18 protein-coding genes are annotated in these 17,267 nt (G+C 74.0%); 11 read left to right on the forward strand and 7 right to left on the reverse strand.

Going from position 1 to position 17,267, the window contains the following annotated elements:
• The first annotated feature begins 2 nt into the window (after window positions 1-2).
• A complete protein-coding gene (locus tag ACQP12_RS02430) occupies window positions 3-869 on the forward strand; it encodes a L,D-transpeptidase family protein (RefSeq protein WP_433284684.1) in 867 nt (288 codons plus the stop codon).
• 114 nt (window positions 870-983) lie between these two features.
• On the forward strand, window positions 984-1,220 hold the full coding sequence (locus ACQP12_RS02435) for a hypothetical protein (protein ID WP_357940346.1): 237 nt from the start codon (window positions 984-986) through the stop codon (window positions 1,218-1,220).
• Here the strand turns inward: ACQP12_RS02435 and ACQP12_RS02440 are convergent.
• Complete coding sequence (locus tag ACQP12_RS02440) at window positions 1,217-3,688, reverse strand: helicase-associated domain-containing protein (RefSeq protein ID WP_433284686.1); 2,472 nt, start codon at window positions 3,686-3,688, stop codon at window positions 1,217-1,219. The genes ACQP12_RS02435 and ACQP12_RS02440 overlap by 4 nt on opposite strands.
• A gap of 61 nt (window positions 3,689-3,749) precedes the next feature.
• Here ACQP12_RS02440 and ACQP12_RS02445 point away from each other — a divergent pair, with 61 nt between their 5' ends.
• Together ACQP12_RS02445 and ACQP12_RS02450 are read left to right on the forward strand one after the other, a co-directional pair.
• Complete coding sequence (locus ACQP12_RS02445; protein WP_357940350.1) at window positions 3,750-4,373, forward strand: HAD family hydrolase; 624 nt, start codon at window positions 3,750-3,752, stop codon at window positions 4,371-4,373.
• A 28-nt stretch (window positions 4,374-4,401) separates the two neighbouring features.
• Window positions 4,402-4,788 carry a cold-shock protein gene (locus ACQP12_RS02450; RefSeq protein WP_026267952.1) on the forward strand — a complete coding sequence of 129 codons (387 nt, stop codon included), beginning with the start codon at window positions 4,402-4,404 and terminating at the stop codon, window positions 4,786-4,788.
• Here ACQP12_RS02450 and ACQP12_RS02455 read toward each other — a convergent pair.
• Entirely contained in the window at window positions 4,749-5,579 is an 831-nt protein-coding gene (locus ACQP12_RS02455; RefSeq protein ID WP_151465489.1) for a 1,4-dihydroxy-6-naphthoate synthase, read from the reverse strand. The two genes, ACQP12_RS02450 and ACQP12_RS02455, sit on opposite strands and share 40 nt — an antisense overlap.
• 476 nt (window positions 5,580-6,055) lie before the next feature.
• Here ACQP12_RS02455 and ACQP12_RS02460 point away from each other — a divergent pair, with 476 nt between their 5' ends.
• Entirely contained in the window at window positions 6,056-6,967 is a 912-nt protein-coding gene (locus ACQP12_RS02460; RefSeq protein WP_433284689.1) for a GNAT family N-acetyltransferase, read from the forward strand.
• On the opposite strand, the gene ACQP12_RS02465 is transcribed toward ACQP12_RS02460, so the two are convergent.
• Both ACQP12_RS02465 and ACQP12_RS02470 read right to left on the reverse strand, forming a co-directional pair.
• Complete coding sequence (locus ACQP12_RS02465; RefSeq protein ID WP_433284691.1) at window positions 6,939-7,589, reverse strand: futalosine hydrolase; 651 nt, start codon at window positions 7,587-7,589, stop codon at window positions 6,939-6,941. The genes ACQP12_RS02460 and ACQP12_RS02465 overlap by 29 nt on opposite strands.
• The gene (locus ACQP12_RS02470; RefSeq protein WP_357940356.1) at window positions 7,586-9,184 is read right to left on the reverse strand and encodes an MFS transporter; all 1,599 of its coding nucleotides are present in this window, start codon (window positions 9,182-9,184) and stop codon (window positions 7,586-7,588) included. The genes ACQP12_RS02465 and ACQP12_RS02470 overlap by 4 nt, the downstream gene beginning before the upstream one ends.
• 87 nt (window positions 9,185-9,271) lie before the next feature.
• On the opposite strand from ACQP12_RS02470, the gene ACQP12_RS02475 reads away from it, so the two are divergent.
• A complete protein-coding gene (locus ACQP12_RS02475; protein WP_433284694.1) occupies window positions 9,272-10,111 on the forward strand; it encodes a DUF3027 domain-containing protein in 840 nt (279 codons plus the stop codon).
• A gap of 4 nt (window positions 10,112-10,115) precedes the next feature.
• On the opposite strand, the gene ACQP12_RS02480 is transcribed toward ACQP12_RS02475, so the two are convergent.
• The gene (locus tag ACQP12_RS02480; RefSeq protein ID WP_433284696.1) at window positions 10,116-10,376 is read right to left on the reverse strand and encodes a DUF2530 domain-containing protein; all 261 of its coding nucleotides are present in this window, start codon (window positions 10,374-10,376) and stop codon (window positions 10,116-10,118) included.
• A gap of 89 nt (window positions 10,377-10,465) precedes the next feature.
• On the opposite strand from ACQP12_RS02480, the gene ACQP12_RS02485 reads away from it, so the two are divergent.
• The 5 genes from ACQP12_RS02485 to thpR all read left to right on the forward strand — a co-directional run bounded on the left by ACQP12_RS02485 (window position 10,466) and on the right by thpR (window position 15,035).
• The gene (locus tag ACQP12_RS02485; RefSeq protein WP_433284698.1) at window positions 10,466-11,947 is read left to right on the forward strand and encodes an NCS2 family permease; all 1,482 of its coding nucleotides are present in this window, start codon (window positions 10,466-10,468) and stop codon (window positions 11,945-11,947) included.
• Window positions 11,948-12,011: 64 nt separating this feature from the next.
• Window positions 12,012-12,461 (forward strand): MarR family winged helix-turn-helix transcriptional regulator, encoded by a 450-nt coding sequence (locus tag ACQP12_RS02490; RefSeq protein WP_357940364.1) that lies wholly within the window; start codon window positions 12,012-12,014, stop codon window positions 12,459-12,461.
• A gap of 76 nt (window positions 12,462-12,537) precedes the next feature.
• Entirely contained in the window at window positions 12,538-13,824 is a 1,287-nt protein-coding gene (locus ACQP12_RS02495) for an MFS transporter (protein WP_433284700.1), read from the forward strand.
• Window positions 13,825-13,943: 119 nt separating this feature from the next.
• Entirely contained in the window at window positions 13,944-14,453 is a 510-nt protein-coding gene (locus ACQP12_RS02500) for a hypothetical protein (RefSeq protein WP_433284702.1), read from the forward strand.
• Window positions 14,454-14,456: 3 nt separating this feature from the next.
• Window positions 14,457-15,035: an RNA 2',3'-cyclic phosphodiesterase gene (gene thpR / locus ACQP12_RS02505; protein WP_433284704.1), complete on the forward strand. Its 579-nt coding sequence runs from the start codon at window positions 14,457-14,459 to the stop codon at window positions 15,033-15,035.
• 48 nt (window positions 15,036-15,083) lie between these two features.
• Here thpR and ACQP12_RS02510 read toward each other — a convergent pair whose 3' ends face one another.
• Both ACQP12_RS02510 and sepH read right to left on the reverse strand, forming a co-directional pair.
• Window positions 15,084-16,070 carry an aldo/keto reductase gene (locus tag ACQP12_RS02510; RefSeq protein ID WP_357940373.1) on the reverse strand — a complete coding sequence of 329 codons (987 nt, stop codon included), beginning with the start codon at window positions 16,068-16,070 and terminating at the stop codon, window positions 15,084-15,086.
• Window positions 16,071-16,129: 59 nt separating this feature from the next.
• Complete coding sequence (gene sepH, locus ACQP12_RS02515) at window positions 16,130-17,218, reverse strand: septation protein SepH (protein ID WP_357940375.1); 1,089 nt, start codon at window positions 17,216-17,218, stop codon at window positions 16,130-16,132.
• Window positions 17,219-17,267: the final 49 nt, after the last annotated feature.

Below are 17,267 nucleotides of genomic sequence, written 5' to 3' on the forward strand. Positions count from 1 at the left end.
CCATGAAGCGTGTCCGTTTCGCCGCCCGGGCCGTCGGCCTGGCAGTGGTCGTGCTGGTCGGCGTCGGTGCGTGCGCGCTCGATCCGCAGGGCGACGGGTCCGGGGCCGCCGCCCCGCAGCCCGTCGGCGTGACGGAACGGGCATCGGGGGCGAGCGCGCCGCCCGCGCCGGAGCAGCCGGCCGCGTCCCCGTCGGCGCAGCCGAGCCGGACGGCCACGCCGACGCCCGGCCACAGCACCACGCCGAAGCCGACCACGCCGAAGCCGTCCAAGTCCGCCGGCTGCCCGCAGGGGGAGCAGCAGCGGGCCGTGGAGACGTACCTGAGCCGGCTGGGCGGTTTCGGGACGTTGAGCGTGGACGGCAAGCAGTCGGCCGCCGACTGCACCGCGATCAAGAAGTTCCAGCGCCGGTACGGGATCAGCCCGGCCTCGGGTCGCGCCGGCCCCACCACGTACGACGTGGCGAAGCGGCTGGCCAGCACCGACACGGGGCGCTGCCGGGCCGGCTCCGGCCTCACCTTCTGCGTCGACCTGACCCGGCAGACCGTCTTCGCGATGCGCGGCGGCAAGGTCGTGATGGGCCCGACGGTGACCCGCACCGGCATGTCCGGCTACGCCACGCCGACCGGCACCTACCGGGTGGGTGGGAAGAACCTGCGCGAGTGGTCCAACCCGTACGAGGTGTGGCTGCCCTACTGGCAGCGGTTCAACGGCGGGATCGGCTTCCACGAGACGACGACGTACATCCACAACTCCTCGATCGGCTCGCACGGCTGCGTGAACCTGCTGCACCGCGACGCCGTCCGGCTCTGGGAGCTGGGCTCGGTCGGCACCCGGGTGGTCGTCTTCGGCCACCGGTCGGGCACCTGATACCCGTCCCCCCGTGACCCGCGCGCCCGGATCAGGGTTTTATCCCCTGTCCGGGTGACCCCCTCCGGTGCCACTCTGGAGGTCGGGTCCACCACGGGGCGGGAGGGACTGGCCATGACCGTCGATCACGACGTGCTTCCCGAGGACGACCGGGCGCGCCAGCAGGAGGTCTCACCGGCGGCCATGTTCGGTTACGCGGCCGCCGCCACCGGCATCTTCGGTTGGTTCCTGTTCGGGCTGCTGGTGCAGCGGCAGGGTTTCGTCGACTCGGTCGGCGAGTCGGCCGGTGCCGCGTTCGGCCTGCTGCTCGCCGTCTCGGTGATCGGCACCCTGCGCCGCAACGGGGACTAGTCCTCCAGCACCGCCGCGGTGATCCGGTGCAGCGCGAAGGTGTGCAGCATCTCGGTGCGGTCGTCCTCGGCACGCAGGTAGCCGGCCCCGATCGAGACGGGCCGGACCAGCCGGGACGCGGTCGCCCCGTGCGCGTCGACGTAGCCCACCCAGACCAGCGCCTTGTCCCGCACGGCCTGCTGGAGCACGGCGAGGGCGTCGCTGTGGGTGTGCGCCGGCCCCGGGCCGGTGCGCGCCGTCCCGCCGCGGACCACCGCCGGGGCCCGCCGCGCCGCCCGGGCCGCCGCATCGCCCCGGCGGATCTGCTCGACCACCCCGAGCAGCCGGGGCAGCGGCAGCCGCGGCGCCGCGAGCGGGTCGAGGCTGCGGCTGGCCGCCGGGACCCGGGCCGGCGCCCGCCGGGTCTTCGGCCGGGCCAGCACGGCTGCGCCGCCGGCGTCCTCGGCCACCGGCGCGTAACCGGCGTCGCGCAGCGCGATCAACATCCGGTTCACCTGGTACGGGGTGACCAGCACCGTCGGGGCCAGCCGGCGCAACGCCAGCGCCTCCAGCCGCCTGTCGGACAGCACCTCGGTGAGCAGCGCCTCGTCGTCGCTGCGCACGTACCCGCCGGCCGAGCCGACCCGAAGCCCGCCGTGCTTGCGCGCCACGTCGTCCACCAGGTAGCTCAACCCCTGCGGCACCGGGGTACGCGACCGGCGGCGGAACAGCGCGTGCAGGTCGTCTGCCGAGTAGCCGGCGTCCAGGGCCCGCCGCACGCTGGCCGTGGTGACCCGGTAGACACTGGCCCCGCCGGCCGACTCGTGCTCCGCCACCACGTCCAGCTCGGCGGCGAGCGCCGGGTCGGGCGGGCCGGGCACCACGACGGTCAGGTCGGCCTGCACGAGGAAGTGGTCGACCGGGGCGGGGAGCAGCGCGTCCAGCGCGCGGACGGCGGTGGACGGCTCGCCCGATTCGGCCTCGGAGTACAGCCCGAGCGGGTCGTCGGCCCGCTCGTCGGCCTCGTTCAGCTCGGCCAGCAGCAGCCGCCCGTACGAGGTCAGCGCCCCGAGCCCGGTCACCCCGAGCTGGGCCGCCTCGGCCAGCACCTCGCGGTGCGCCGCCTCCCGGCCCCGGGCGCGGCGGGGCGCCCGCCAGTCCAGCAGCTCCAGCACCTCGTCCTGGGTCGGGGCGGTAGCCGGGGGCAGGTCGGCCAGCACGGCGAGCACCGAACGCCGGGCGGCCGGCGCGCCGGCCCGTTCCGCCTCGGCGGAGAGCACCGCGATGGGCCGGTCCCGGTCGTCGCGCTGGCCGACCAGGCCCACCTGGCGGGTCATGGTGAGCCAGGCGCGGGCGAGCTGTTCCCAACGCTGGGCCAGCGAGGCGGCCCGCCACACCTCGTACCCGCCGGTGGGCAGGATCTGCTGGTCGCCCCCGTACCGGCTGGTCACCGCCCCGGTCAGGTCCAGCTCGCCGACCAGCCCGGCCGCGTACGCCACCTCGAAGATCAGCGCGGTGGTCGGGTCGTCCAGCCCGAGGCCGCGGGCCAGCCGGCGCAGGTCCCGGACGCCCACCCCACCGGAGCGCAGCACCGGGGCCGGCTCGGCGGCCAGGGCCTCCAGCAGCGCCTCGGTGTGCCGGACCACCTCCATGGTCTGCCCGGCGCCGGCCGAGTCGACGGACTTGGCCTCCCGCGGCGGGCTCGACACCTCGGGCGGGCTGGTGCGCAGCAGGCCGAGGGGGCCGGTGTCCCGGCGCAGCAGCAACCCCACCTCGCGGGGCAGCTCGACGGTGCCGCCACCCTTGACGGCCGACATCCGGACGAGCAGCCGGTGCTCCACGAGCCAGCGGATCGGGGAGCCGGTGGCCGCCCCGCCGTTGACCAGGTCCGGCGGCAGGATGTCCTCCTCGCCGGTCGCGGGGGCGTCCAGCGCGCCCGGGGGCACGGCGCCGACCGGCGGGCCGGCGGCGAGCCGGTCCAGGATCGCCCGGGCCGAGGGCGGCGCGGCCAGCAGCGTCCGCCGCAGCTTGGCCGGGTCCGCGCAGACGGCCGCCGCCCGCGGGTCCAGCTCCGCGGCCGGCCGGCCCAGACCGGCAAGGTACGGGGACACCTCGTCGACGCCGCCCACCACGCGCAGGTCGTGCTCGGGCCCGTACAGCAGGAAGAGCGCGCGGAGCCGGTTCACCGCCCCGCGGACCGCGGCCGGGGCGGGTGGGTGCGGGCCGGAGGTGGCCAGGGCCAGGATGGCCTCGGTGGCGGTGCCGCCGCCCTCCGGGTCACGGGTGAGCCGGGCGGCGTCCAGGATCTGGAGGGTGAACTGGTCCAGCCCGTCGAGCGCCCGCGCCACGGAGACCCGCGACTGGGCGCGGATGGCGAGGGCGGAGACGTCTGCGGGCACCGGTACGACGAGGTCCGGCCGCAGCTGGAGGAGGGCGGCCAGGGACTCGTCGGGAAGGGTCCGCAGGTGGTCGGCGAATGAGGTGGTCATCGTCGTTCCACGCTAGCCCGGCCGGGGGCTGTCGCGCCCCTCGGACGGGTACGTTCTCGTCGTGCCCTCGCTCATGGTCGGATTCGACCTCGACATGACCCTGGTCGACTCGCGCCCCGGCATCGCGGCCGCCTTCCGGGCGTTGACCGCCCGCACCGGCGTGCCCGTCGACGCCGAGCTGGCGGTCTCCCGCCTCGGCCCGCCGCTGCGCACCGAGATCGCGCACTGGTTCCCGCCGGAGCGGGTCGAGGAGGCGGTGGTCGCCTACCGGGAGCTCTACCCGGCGTATGCGATCACCCCGGCCCTGCCGATGCCCGGCGCGGAGGCCGCCATCGCGGCGGTGCACGCGCGGGGCGGCCGGGTCATGGTGGTCACCGCGAAGATGGGCCGGCTGGCGAAGCTGCACCTGGACCACCTCGGCCTGGCCGTCGACGAGCTGGCCGGCGACCTGTTCGCCGAACAGAAGGCGACCGCGCTGCGGGACCACGGCGCGACCCTCTACGTCGGCGACCACGTGGCCGACATGGCCGCCGCACAAGCTGCGGGAATCCCGGGCGTGGGAGTCGCGACCGGCCCCTGCACGAGGGACGAGCTGAGCGCGGCGGGTGCACACGTCGTGCTGGATGATCTCGCCGGATTCCCAGCGGCGCTGGACCGGATCATCCGGCTAGCCTTGGAGGGGTAGAGGTTCCGAGCGAAGCAGGGGTTTTCAGGTGCCGACGGGTCGAGTGAAGTGGTATGACGCGGCCAAGGGATACGGGTTCGTCACCAGTGACGAGGGTGGCGACGTGTTCCTGCCGAAGGGCGCGCTACCGGCGGGTGTCGCCGACCTGAAGGGCGGCCAGCGGGTCGATTTCAGCGTGGTGGACAGCCGGCGGGGCGCCCAGGCCATGGGGGTCAAGCTGCTGGAGGCGCCGCCCTCGGTGGCGGAGCTGCGCCGCCGGCCGGCCGAGGAGCTGCACGGCCTGGTCGAAGACATGATCAAGGTGCTGGAGGCGAAGGTCCAGCCGGACCTGCGCCGGGGCCGCTTCCCGGACCGGAAGACCGCGCAGAAGATCGCTCAGCTGGTCCACGCGGTGGCGCGCGAGCTGGAGGTCTGAGGGACGAGCCCGGCGTCGGCGGCCCGGCCCAACAGCGCCTCCACGGCGGCGAAGCCGGCCTCTCCCAGGTCGGCGGTGAACTCGTTGACGTAGAGGCCGATGTGCCGGTCCACCACGTCGGGCTCCATCTCCTGCGCGTGCGCGAGCACGTACTCCCGGCTGGCCTCCGGGTCGGCCCACGCCTGCCGGACCGACTCGCGGATCCAGGCGGCCGCCTCGACCGGGTCCACCGCGCCCTTGCGGGCCAGGATCGCGCCGAGCGGGATCGGCAGCCCGGTGTCGCCCTCCCACCACTCGCCCAGGTCGACCAGGGCGGTCAGCCCGTGCCGCGGGTAGGTGAACCGCGCCTCGTGGATCACCAGCCCGGCGTCGTACCGCCCGGCCGCCACCCCCGGCATGATCTCGTGGAACGGCACCACCTCGATCCGCGCCGGCGGCTGCTCCGCCGCCCAGAGCCGGAACAGCAGGTACGCCGTGGTCCGCTCACCCGGCACCGCCACTGTCGCGCCGGACAGGTCGGTCCGGTCGCCCCGGGTGAGCACCAGCGGGCCGCAGCCCCGGCCCAGCGCCCCACCGCAGGGCAGCAGGTGGTAGTCGTCGAGCAGCCACGGCAACGCCGCGTAGCTCACCTTCACCAGGTCGAACGCCCCGCGCTCGGCGGCCGTGTTGGTGACGTCGACGTCGGCGTAGGTCACCTCGACGGCCGGCGCGCCGGGCACCCGGCCGTGCACGAGGGCGTCGAAGACGAAGGTGTCGTTGGGGCAGGGCGAGATCGCCAGGGAGAGCGCCACGCCCCCACCGTAACCCCGCCCGTTCCGGCGCCCACCACCCCGCCCCGCCGGCTGTGACGGGCGACCGTCCGGGGTGCGCCCGTGAGCCCCGGCGCCTCCTGTTCAGCCGCTACGAACTTGATGACGTGGATGGATCACGGCGGCCCGTTGGCAACCTGCGTCAAGTGCGGGCATCCGCCTTGAGTCCGGCTCTCTCGCGTCACTGCTTGACCGCCCCGGGCGGCCCATCGCGCCGGGAGCGACCATGGCGGCCACAGCAGCCCCACCGGGGACTTGAATCACCGGAGTCAGCGAGTTTGTCGTCGTCCGCGGATCCACCGGAGCCACCTCTGCCCGAGGTCTGATCCACCTACGTCATCAAGTTTGTAGTCGCCAGCGACCTCACCCATCCCCAGCCAGCGCCGTTTTCCACAGGGTTTTCCACAGGTGGAAAGCGCGGGGTTGAGGGCGGCTCGGCGCCATCCGAACATGGTTCGGTGAGCGACGCGCCGCCCGTGACCGACCTGGCCGCTGCCTTGAGGGCGTTGCGGCGCGCGGCTGATCTGAGTCAGCGCGAGCTGGCCGGGAAGTCCGGGGTGCCGCAGGCCACGATCGCCCGCATCGAGTCGGGGCAGACGGCGGATCCGAGCTTCCGCACCATCGAGCGCCTGGTCGGCGCCGTGGCCGGTCGAATCGTGCTTCAGGGGCCGGCGACCGGTGAGCTGGCAACGGTGCCGTACGAAACGTTGCGGGACGCGGCGGGGCGGCACTGCCCCGCGCACCTGGACGCCCGCGAGGTGCGTGAGCCGAAGGACTGGCCCGGCGCCTGGTGGGCGCACTGGTTCAAGATCCCGTCCAACCGGTGGCCGCCGTTGCCCGCCGTGACGTTCCGGCTCGATCGGGCTGTGCGGGACCGGGAGAGGCTGCGCGAGGCGGTGCGCCGCGATTATCTGGTGCGCCGTTACGTCGATCCGGCGCTGCCGTCGACCTCCTGGCGGTTCGTCGCCGAGCTGCCCGACGGTGATCTCGTCGGCGAGCTGCGCGCGCACGAACGCAGCAGCGACCTGCTCATCGGGCATCCCGAGCCCGGCCAGCGGCAGGTGGTGCTGGACGGGGTGCTCGTCGCGCCGGCCTACCGGTTGCTGGGCATCGGGCGGCGGCTGGTCGCCGCGCTCCTGACGGAGATGGACGGGGCCGGCGTGCGGTCGACGCACGCGATCGCCGAGAGCGGCGGTGCCAGCTTCCTGCTCGCGTGCGGCTTCGACCTGGAGGCGAGCCGGCCGGCGGCGTTGCGGTTCCACCGGCCGGCCAGCCGAGCGCAGCCGCCGCCGGTCAGCGAGGAGGGGCGGTCTCCGGGCAGCGAGGAGGGGCCGCCGCCGGTCAGTGGAGGGCGGCGGACGCCGCGGTGAGGGCGGCGAAGGCTTCGCGCATGCGCCACGAGTCGCGGTCGCGGGGGCCGATCGGGTTGGACACCGTACGTAGCTCGGCGAAGGGGAGGTTGGCCTGGGTGGCGGCGACGGCTACGCCGTACCCCTCCATGGCCTCGGCCACGGCGTCGGGGTGGCGGTCGGTGAGGGCCGCCGTGCTCGCGGCGGTGCCGGTCACCGTGCTGACGGTGAGTACCGTGCCGGCGGTGGCCTCCGGCAGGGCGGTGCGCAGGGCGCCCAGCAGGCCCGGGTCGGCGGGTATGACGCTGCCGCCGCCGAGCAGCTCCGGCGGCATGCCAAGATCCTCCAGCGGGATGAAGCCGGTGGGGGACTCGGCGCCCAGGTCGGCGGCGACGCTGCGGGTGGCCAGCACGGTGCCCCCGACCGGCACCCGGCCGACGAAGCCGCCCGCGATGCCCGCGCTGACCACCGCCCGGTACGGGCGTCCGGCCGCCTCGGCGAGCGCCAGCAGCCGCGCGGTGGCGGCGCCGGCGACGGCGGAGCCGACCCCGACCGGCGCGACGGTGACCGTGGGATCGGTGAGGCCCGCCCGGACCGCGTCCGCCTCGGCGGGCACCGCCGTCACCACCAGCAGCCCGCTCACGCCACCGGTCCCCGGGGCTCCCGCCGGTTCTCCTCCTCGCTGCCGCCCGGCCCACCCACGGAGGACGAGGGGCGGTAGATGTGGAATCCGGGCGGGGCCAGTTCGTCGTCGTGGTTCGCGGGCGGCGGGTCGGCCCGGGGCGGGGCGGGCGAGGTGGGGGCGGGGTCGTCGAACTCCGTACCGGGCTCGGTGGCCAGTTCGTCGTCGCCGAGCGGGCGGCCCACCAGGTGCTCGCCACGCAACCGGGTGGCCACCAGCACCCCGCGGGCGGCCACCAGCGCGGCCACGCAGGCGGCGACCGCCACCCCGACCGGGCCGGTGAACGGGACCAGCCCGAGCCCGCCGCCGGCCACGAAGGCCAGCATCAGCGCGGTCTCCGAGTGGGCGAAGGAGCTGGCCCGCAGCCGCTCCGGGATCCGCTCCTGGATCGAGGCGTCGACCGCGAGCTTGGCGATGCCGCTGAACAGTGAGGTGACCACGCAGAGCAGCGCCACCATGGGCAGCGAGAATTTCAGGGCGGCGAGCACCGCCACCCCGGCCACGATGACCGTGCCGCTGGACTGGATCGCCGCCGGGCGGTGGATGCGCAGCCGGGTGCCGATCGCGGTGGCCAGGAAGGTGCCCACCGCCAGCGCGCCGCCGGCCAGGCCCAGCGCGCCCTGGGCGCCCAGATTTCGCCCGAAGAAGTCGGTGGTCAGGTCGCCGGCCTTGATCGCGAAGGCCAGGAAGAGCAGCAGGAAGCCGTAGAGCCCGCGCAGCGCCGCCGCGCCGATCAGGGTGGCGATCACCAGCCGGCCCGCCGGCCGGCCCCGGCCCAGCGGGCGTTCCCCGTCTCGGCGGCGCAGCGCGCGCAGCGGCCTGGGCACCCGCTCCGGCGGCTCCGAGTCGGCCCGCGGCGGCAACCGCAGCGAGATGATCATGCCGATCAGGAAGATGAGCGAGGCGACCCGGAGCGGCCACTGCGGCCCGAACCAGAACGCGGCCAGCCCGATCGGTGCGACCAGCGCGCCGGCCACCGTGCCGTAGACGCTCGCCCGGGCGCCCACCTGCGACAGCCCGAGCCCCTCGGGCAGCAGCCGGGGAACCGCCGCCGAGCGGGCCACCCCGTACGCCCGGGAGAGGGCGAGCACCCCGAACGCGGCCGGATAGAGCCCGAAACCGCCGATGTAGTCGGAGATCAGCCAGGCCAGGAAGGCCCGGCCGAGCATGGTGGCGGCGAGCGCGTAGCGCCGGCCGTGCCGGAAGTGGTCCAGCAGTGGGCCGACCACGGGGGCGAGCATGGCGAACGGGACCATGGTCACCAGCAGGTAGAGCGCGACCTTGTTGCGGGCCTCGCCGAGCGGGACGTCGAAGAAGATCGTGCCGGCCAGGCCGATGGCGATGAGCGTGTCCCCGGCGCAGGAGAGGGCGTGCAGGTCGAAGAGGCGGACCATGCCGACCTCGTTGCCGGCGCTGCGGGCGCGGGCCGTGCCGGCCCGCCGGGTCATCCACCGCCCGCCGTGCAGCGAGCCCCGGAGCAGCAGGCGGGTGGCACGGATGCCGGTGCCGACGGTCCGCCCGAGGACGGACCGGCCGGAGCGGGAGGACAGCGGCATGTGTCCCATCCTCGCCCATCTGATCCACGCGCGCCGCATCACCCGGAGAGAACGACTCCGGGGAGTGCCTGTCATCCGACCACGGGCATGGGGAACAATGGTCCGGTGACCAGGCCCGCCTCCGCCCGCGCTCCCCGGCTCGACCAGATGTGCGCCGCTGCCGTCGAGGTGGCCCGCGCCGCCATCACCGAGGTGGACCCCGCCGACGTCGGCGATCACCTCCAGGCCGTCGCCGAGGGCGAACGGCTCGTCACCCACTACTTCGAGTGCCGCCTGGCCGGCTACCGGGGCTGGCGCTGGGCCGTCACGGTGACCCGGGTGCCGCGCAGCCGCACCGTCACCATCTGCGAGACGGTGCTGCTGCCGGGCGCCGACGCGCTGCTGGCCCCGGGCTGGCTGCCCTGGCAGGAGCGGCTCAAGCCGGGCGATCTCGGCCCCGGTGACCTGCTCCCCACCCCGGCGGACGACGAGCGGCTCGCCCCCGGCTACCTGCTCTCCGACGACCCGGCCGTCGAGGAGACCGCCTGGGAGCTGGGCCTCGGCCGGGCCCGGGTGCTGTCCCGCGAGGGCCGCACCGACGCCGCCCAGCGCTGGTACGACGGTGACCACGGCCCCGACGCCGCGATCTCGGTGGCCGCGCCGGCCGCCGCCCGCTGCGGCACCTGCGGCTTCTACCTGCCGCTTGCCGGCGCCCTGCGGCAGTCCTTCGGCGCCTGCGGCAACTTCTACGCCCCCGACGACGGTCGGGTGGTCAGCGCGGATCACGGCTGCGGCGCCCACTCGGAGACGCTTGTCGAAGCGGCGGACTCCCCGGTGGACGAGCTGCCCACGGTCTACGACGACAGCGCGGTCGAGGCGATGTCGGTGAGCCGGGCCCCGGGCTCCGTGGAGGCGGCCGAGCCGGCGGAGCCGTACGGCCACCCCTGACCGGTCAGCCCTGACGGGCGGTTGCCGCTCGGCGGCGGCGCCGGTTGGCGTCGTGCCGCATCATCACGGCCAGCCCGGGAAAGCCCCACAGAAAACCGGCCAGGCAGGTCCAGAGCCAGTTCTCGTGCCCGTGCGCGGTGAGCCAGCCACGGAAGAACAGCAGTAGCACCAGCCCGGCCAGCGCCCAGGCGACCAGCCCGGCGAGGGCGAACGGCACCATCGGCGGGTCGAGCGGCTCGGGCCGCGGCGGTTGCTCCTGGGGCACGCGCCCAGCGTACGCGATCGTCCTTCCCTGCCCGCGAGTGATCTGGGACGATGCGCGCGACAACCGGTCGATCGATATGTGAGGACCCGATGGCCATCGCGCCGCCGCCGGACCACGGCACGCCACCCGATCCCGCGCACCCGCGCAACGCCTTCGACCGCTTCTTCGAGATCTCCGCCCGCCGGTCGACGCCGGGCCGGGAGGTGCGGGGTGGGCTGGCCACGTTCTTCACGATGGCGTACATCGTGGTGTTGAACCCGCTGATCCTGGGCAGCGCGGTCGACGGCGACGGGCGCAAGCTCGCCATCCCGGCGTTGGCGGCGGCCACGGCGCTGGTCGCCGGCGTGATGACCATCCTGATGGGCGTGGTGGCCCGGTTCCCGATCGCGCTGGCCGCCGGGCTGGGCGTTAACGCGCTGGTCGCGTTCGAGATCGCGCCGCAGATGACGTGGGCGGACGCCATGGGCCTCGTGGTGATCGAGGGTGTGCTGATCGGCATCCTCGTGCTCACCGGGCTGCGTACGGCGGTGTTCCGCTCGGTGCCCACCCAGCTCAAGACGGCGATCGGTGTCGGCATCGGCCTCTTCCTCACCATCATCGGCCTGGTCGACGCCGGGTTCGTCCGACGTGTGCCGGACGTCGCGAACACGACCGTGCCGGTCGGGCTGGGCATCAGCGGCAAGATCGTCAGCTGGCCGCTGCTGGTCTTCGTGGTGGGTCTGCTGCTCACCCTGGTGCTGGTGGTACGCCGGGTCCGCGGCGCGATCCTGATCGGCATCCTGGCCTCCACCGTGCTGGCGATCGTGGTCGAGGCGGTCGGCAACATCGGGCCGTCGTTCGTCAACGGGAAGCCGAACCCCAAGGGCTGGGCGTTGAACGTGCCCGAGGTGCCGGCGAAGGTGGTGGACGTCCCCGACCTCTCGCTGCTGGGCAATTTCAACCTGCTGGACTCGTGGACCCGGGTCGGCTGGCTGGTCCCGCTGATGTTCGTCTTCACCCTGCTCATCACGGACTTCTTCGACACCATGGGCACGATGGTCGCGATCGGCCAGGAGGGCGACATGCTCGACGAGCGGGGCACCCCGCCGCGGGCGCGGGAGATCCTGCTGGTCGACTCGATCGCCGCAGCCGCGGGTGGGGCGGCCTCGGTGTCGAGCAACACGTCGTACATCGAGAGTGCCGCCGGGGTCGCGGAGGGCGCCCGGACCGGGGTGGCCAACCTGGTCACCGGCAGCCTGTTCCTGCTGGCCATGTTCCTGGCGCCGCTGGCGGTGGTGGTGCCGTTCGAGGCCGCGTCGACGGCGCTCGTGGTGGTCGGCTTCCTCATGATGACCGCGGTCCGCACGATCGACTGGACCGACTACGAGATCGCCATCCCCGCGTTCCTCACGATCGTGCTGATGCCCTTCACCTACTCGATCTCGAACGGGATCGGCGCCGGGGTGATCACTTTCGTGCTGCTGAAGGTGGCGAAGGGCCGGTTCCGCGACGTCCACCCCCTGCTGTACGGGGTGGCCGCGCTGTTCATCCTTTACTTCCTGCGCGGGCCGATCGAGGCCGTGGTGCTCTGAAGTCGCTGGTGAGCCTGGTCATATCGCATGTCGTTAGCCAGGCTCATTAGTTAAGCTAACTACTGTGACGGAGCGGACGGTGACGGCGAAACGCGTGCCACCGGCGCAGCTGGCCCCTCAGCTGCGTGATGCGATCACTCGACTCAACCGGCGGGTCCGACAGGCCCGACCGGTCGGCGACCTCACGGTCACTCAGCTCTCGGCGCTCACCAGCCTCAACCTGGCGGGCGCCCTGACACCCCGGGAGCTGGCCGACATCGAGCGGGTGCAGCCGCCAACGATGACGAAGATCATCGCGAAGCTGGAGGACCGCGGCCTTGTGCAGCGGACCCCCCACCCGACCGATGGACGGCAGGTCATCCTGGCGGCGACCGAGGGAGGACGGGCCGTACTCGACCAGTTCGAGCGGGCCCGCAACTCGTGGCTGGCCACCCGGCTGGCGGCCCTGACCGAGGAGGAACGCGACACGCTGCAGCGTGCCGCCGACATCCTGCAGGGCATCGCTCGCGCCTGAGCGGGTACCCGCGTCCCGCGGTCCGCTTCGTCCGTTGTGGATGAGGCGTACATGATCGCGAGGAGGCGCACCTAGAGTGCAGGCCAAGTTGAGCACGATGTTCCAGTCCCTACGAGTCCGCAACTACCGACTCTTCGCCACCGGACAGCTGATCAAGTTGATTGGCGTCTGGATGATGTACATCGCCCAGGACTGGCTCGTCCTCGACCTCAGCGGCAACTCGGCGACCGCGCTCGGCGTGGTCACCGCGCTCCAGTTCACCCCCGTCCTGCTGCTGACACTGATCTCCGGCCGCCTCGCCGACCGCTACGACAAGCGGATGCTGCTCTTCATCGCCAACATCTTCTGGACCGTCCTGGCGCTGGCGATGAGCCTGCTGGTGGTCACCGGGCTCGTGCAGCTCTGGCACGTCTTCGCGTTCGCCGCCCTGCTCGGGGTGTTCAACGCGGTGGAGACCCCGGTCCGGCAGGCGTTCGTCTCCGAGCTGGTCGGCATGCCGCTGCTGCCGAACGCGCTCTCGCTCAACGCGGCCACCTTCAACTCGGCCCGGATCCTCGGCCCGGCCATCGCCGGCCTGGCCATCGCCGCCTTCGACGTCGGCCCCGTCTTCCTGATCACCGCGTTCAGCTCGATCGCCCCGCTGGTCAACGTGGTCCGGATGCGCACCAGCGAGCTGTACCGCAAGGACCTGCCGCCGGCCGGCGAGCGCGACCAGGCCAAGGTCGTGGACGGCCTCCGGTACGTCGCGCGCCGCCCCGACCTCCTGCTGCCGATGGCGCTGATGTCGGTGGTCGGGATGACCCTGTTCAACTTCCAGCTCACCCTCGCCGCGCTGGCCAAGACCGTGTTCCACACCGGTGCCGCCTCGTTCGGCCTGTTCACCACCGCGCTGGCGGTGGGCGCACTGGTCGGCGCCCTGTCCGGCACCGGCCGGCGCAGCCGGCCCACCGTGTGGCTGGTGCTCGGCGCGGCGGTCGGCTGTGCCAGCTTCGGCACGTTGGTGGGGCTCGCCTCGTCGTACTGGCTGGTGGCGGCTCTGTTGCTGCCCACCGGGTTCTTCATGGTCTTCTTCGCCCAGGCCGCGAACCAGCGGGTCCAGCTCGGCGTCGACGCCGCCTTCCGGGGCCGGGTCATGGCGCTGTGGGTGCTCGTCTTCCTGGGCACCAACCCGGTCGGCGCGCCGATCATCGGCTGGGTGGCCGAGACGTTCGGCGCCGGCGCGAGCATCTGGATCGGTGGCCTGATCTCGCTGGCCGCCGCCCTGCTGGCGCTCACCTGGCAGCTGCGCCGCTCCGGCGCCCGGCTGCGGCTGCGGGTGCTGCCCATGCCGCGCTTCTACGTGGTGTCGCCCGGGGCGGAGTGACCTGTCGACCGCCCGAAGGACCGGTTCCCGCCCGAGGGGACCGGTCCTTCCTCATTCATTCGCGTCCGGATCTCACCAATCGGGTGGCGGGCGCGGACGGCGCGGCATAGCGTCGATATGTGGGAGTGGGGCGAGGACTACTGCTGGCGCTGGCGATCCTCGCCGTCTGCTGCCTGCCGGCCCTCTTCGCGCTGATCTTCTGCGCCGACGAGATCCTCGACCGGGTGGCCTGCGGCTGGGCCGAGTGGCGCGAGCAGCGCCGGGAACGCCGCACCATCGCCCGGCTGGACCGGGCCATCGAGGCCGAGTCGCTCACCCGCGACATCGACCTCACCGAGTTCGACCGGGAGGACCGCCGCCCGCTGGAGCAGCTCGCCGTCGACCTGCGCCGCTTCGGCGGCCACCGGCTCGCCGCCGCCGACCGCTCGGTGGTGTGGCACGGCTCGGTCATCGACGCGTACGACGAGCGGCTGCGCGCCGCCTGCGGGGCGCTGGGCATCGCCGAGCACCTGGCCGAGCTGGAGGGCGTTGACAAGGAAATCGAACGGGTACGCGTCGAGGGCCTCCTGCACGCCGCCGGGCTCACCCTGCCCGCCGCCCGCCCCGGCCACCACCAGCGGCACCGCTGACCGGTGCGGCTCTTCGTCGCGGTCTACCCGCCGACGCCGGCGATCGACGACCTGAGCGCCCAGGTGGCCCGGCTGCGCACCGGGGCCGCCTCCGCCGCCGGCACCAACGTCCGGCTGGCCGACCCGGCCAACGCCCATCTCACCCTGGCCTTCCTCGGCGACACTCCCGACGACCGGCTGGTCGACGTGGAGAGCGCGCTCGGCCTCGCCGCGCAGACGTTCCGGGGCGCCCGGGGCAGCTCCCCCCGGCTGCGGCTCGGCGGCGGGGGCAGCTTCGGGCGCGGCCGGTTCACCGTGCTCTGGGTGGACGTACGCGGAGAGGTCGACGGGTTGACCGTGCTCGCCCGGCTCATCCGCTCCGGGCTGCGCCGGGCCCGGCTGCCACACGACGAGAAGCCGTTCCGGGCCCACCTGACCATCGCCCGCCCCGGCGACCGGATCGACCGCGCCGACGTGCTGGCCGACCGGGAGACCCTGCACGACTACCACGGCCCGGAGTGGAGCGCCGACGAGCTGGTCCTGGTGCGCAGCCACCCGGGCCCGCGCCCCACCTACGACCGCCTCGCCGCCTGGCCCATCTGACGCACCGACCGGGTTGACCGGAGAGGCCCGGCCAACCCGGTCAGCGGGTCACCAGGCCCAGGCCTCCGGGCCCGGGCCGCCGTTGCCGACCGGCGGGAAGAGCTCGTCGAGCTTCTCCAGCGTGGCCTCGTCGAGCCGCACATCCAGCGCGCCGAGGTTGCGGTCGAGCTGGTCCATGGTCCGCGGGCCGACGATCGGGGCGGTCACGCCCGGCCGGGAGAGCAGCCAGGCCAGCGCCACGTCCGCCGGGTCGTGGCCGAGGTCCGCGCAGAGCTTCTCGTACGCCTCGATGGTGGACCGGTGCTCGGCCAGCGCGTCGGCGGACCGGCCGGAGGCGCCGCGGGCCGCGCCGCCCTCGGCCATCTTGCGGATGACCCCGGAGAGCAGCCCGCCGTGCAGCGGCGACCACGGGATGATGCCCAGCCCGTAGTGCTGCGCCGCCGGGATCACCTCCAGCTCGACGTGCCGGGTCATCAGGTTGTAGATGCTCTGCTCGGAGACGAGGCCGAGGAAGTTGCGGCGGCCGGCCGCCGCCTGCGCCTGCGCGATGTGCCAGCCGGCGAAGTTGGACGAGCCGACGTAGAGGACCTTGCCCTGGGCGACCAGGGTCTCCATGGCCTGCCAGATCTCCTCCCACGGCGTGGTCCGCGAGATGTGGTGCATCTGGTAGAGGTCGATCGTGTCGGTCTGCAGCCGGCGCAGCGAGTCCTCGCAGGCCCGGATGATGTGCCGGGCGCTCAGGCCCTGCTCGTTGGGCCACTCGCCCATCTTGCCGTAGACCTTGGTGGCCAGGACGACCTTGTCGCGGCGCCCGCCGCCCTGGGCGAACCAGCGGCCGATGATCTGCTCGGTGACGCCCTCACCGGTCTTCCAGCCGTAGACGTTGGCGGTGTCGAAGAAGTTGATGCCGTGTTCGAGTGCCCGGTCCATGATGGCGAAGCTGTCCGGCTCGGTCGTCTGCGGGCCGAAGTTCATGGTGCCGAGGCAGAGCCGGCTCACCGACAGGCCGGTGCGTCCCAGGTTCGTGTACTCCATGGGTCCACCCTGGCACGCGGGCACTTAGAGTGCCTCGTTACGCCAGGGTGGACCGTTGGTCAGGAGGACTCGCGGGCCGCCGGGCCGGTGCCGAAGAGGACGTCGTCCCAGCTCGGCAGGCGCTTGCGCGGCTTGCCGGCGGCGTCGGTGGACTCGGTGCCGGTGCCACCGGTCGCCGCAGCGGGACCGGTGCGGCGGGGCCGGAGCACGGCCAGCGACGGCACGGCCGGGATCTCCTTCGGCGCGTCCGAGTCGTCGTCGAACGCGGAGCCCTGGCCGCCGCCGAGCAGCGCGGCCGCGCCGCCGGTGACCGCCCGCTGGCGGGGGGCGTCGGACCCGGCCAGCGCGGCCGGGGAGCGGGTGTCCAGACCGCGGCCGGACGTGCCGCCGAGCGGCCGGTCCAGCGAGGCGAGCAGCGCGTCCCGGCCGGCGCGGATCGGATCCCGCCCCGGACGGGCGTGCTCGGCGGGCGACGGCAGGCCGTGCCCGCCCCGGCTCGGCTCGCCGCGCGACGGGCCGGGCAGCGCGTGGCCGCCCCGCTCCGGCGCCGGCTCCTGGCCGAGGATCGGCGTGGGGCGCTCGGCGCACAGGTATTGCGCCATGTCGTCGTGCGGCGCGACGTTCTGCCGGGTCTTGTCGAGATCCCAGACCGCCTGGGCGGTGGCCTTGCCGGACGGCCAGGTGGCGATGATCCGCCAGGTGCCGTCGTCGCGGCGGTAGGCGTCCCAGGAGATCTTCTCGGTGTCGATCCCGTGCTGGGCCAGCCGGCCGTTGACGACCTCGGCCAGCGGGGTCGGCTTCTCAGCGCCCTTGAGCCGGGTGCGCCGGGCGTGCTGGGCGAGCATGGCCCGCTCCTGGAGGACCGGGCCGGCGTAGCGCAGGACGCGGTCGACCGGGACGCCGGCGATCCGGGCGACGTCCTCGGCGGACTCGCCGGAGCGGATCCGGGCCTGGATGTCCCGCGGGGAGAGCGACGGCGTCGGGTCGGCGGCGCTCGGCACCACCGCGAGCGGGGCCGCGCCGGGCTCGGCGTGCATCGCCGAGGCGATGCGCTCGTCGATGGGCAGGGCGAGCAGGCGCCCGACCTCGTCGGCGAGCACCAGAGCCTGGCCGTCCTCCGAGAGGGCGACGAAGCGTACTGGGCGCATGGGCTTGCCTCCGTCCCGCTTCGCTGGCCGTCACGCCACGAGCCGGCCA

Origin of the sequence: Micromonospora sp. CA-244673 (genome assembly GCF_050948395.1) — a bacterium.
Taxonomy (GTDB): Bacteria; Actinomycetota; Actinomycetes; order Mycobacteriales; family Micromonosporaceae; genus Micromonospora.

What these genes read in the sequence shown, in the direction of transcription:
- ACQP12_RS02435 (WP_357940346.1), top strand. Translation starts at nt 984, where the DNA reads ATGACCGTCGATCACGACGTGCTTCCCGAGGACGACCGGGCGCGCCAG.
- ACQP12_RS02510 (WP_357940373.1), bottom strand. Translation starts at nt 16,070, where the DNA reads ATGGAGTACACGAACCTGGGACGCACCGGCCTGTCGGTGAGCCGGCTC.
- ACQP12_RS02430 (WP_433284684.1), top strand. Translation starts at nt 3, where the DNA reads ATGAAGCGTGTCCGTTTCGCCGCCCGGGCCGTCGGCCTGGCAGTGGTC.
- sepH (WP_357940375.1), bottom strand. Translation starts at nt 17,218, where the DNA reads ATGCGCCCAGTACGCTTCGTCGCCCTCTCGGAGGACGGCCAGGCTCTG.
- ACQP12_RS02440 (WP_433284686.1), bottom strand. Translation starts at nt 3,688, where the DNA reads ATGACCACCTCATTCGCCGACCACCTGCGGACCCTTCCCGACGAGTCC.
- ACQP12_RS02475 (WP_433284694.1), top strand. Translation starts at nt 9,272, where the DNA reads ATGGGGAACAATGGTCCGGTGACCAGGCCCGCCTCCGCCCGCGCTCCC.
- ACQP12_RS02485 (WP_433284698.1), top strand. Translation starts at nt 10,466, where the DNA reads ATGGCCATCGCGCCGCCGCCGGACCACGGCACGCCACCCGATCCCGCG.
- ACQP12_RS02470 (WP_357940356.1), bottom strand. Translation starts at nt 9,184, where the DNA reads ATGCCGCTGTCCTCCCGCTCCGGCCGGTCCGTCCTCGGGCGGACCGTC.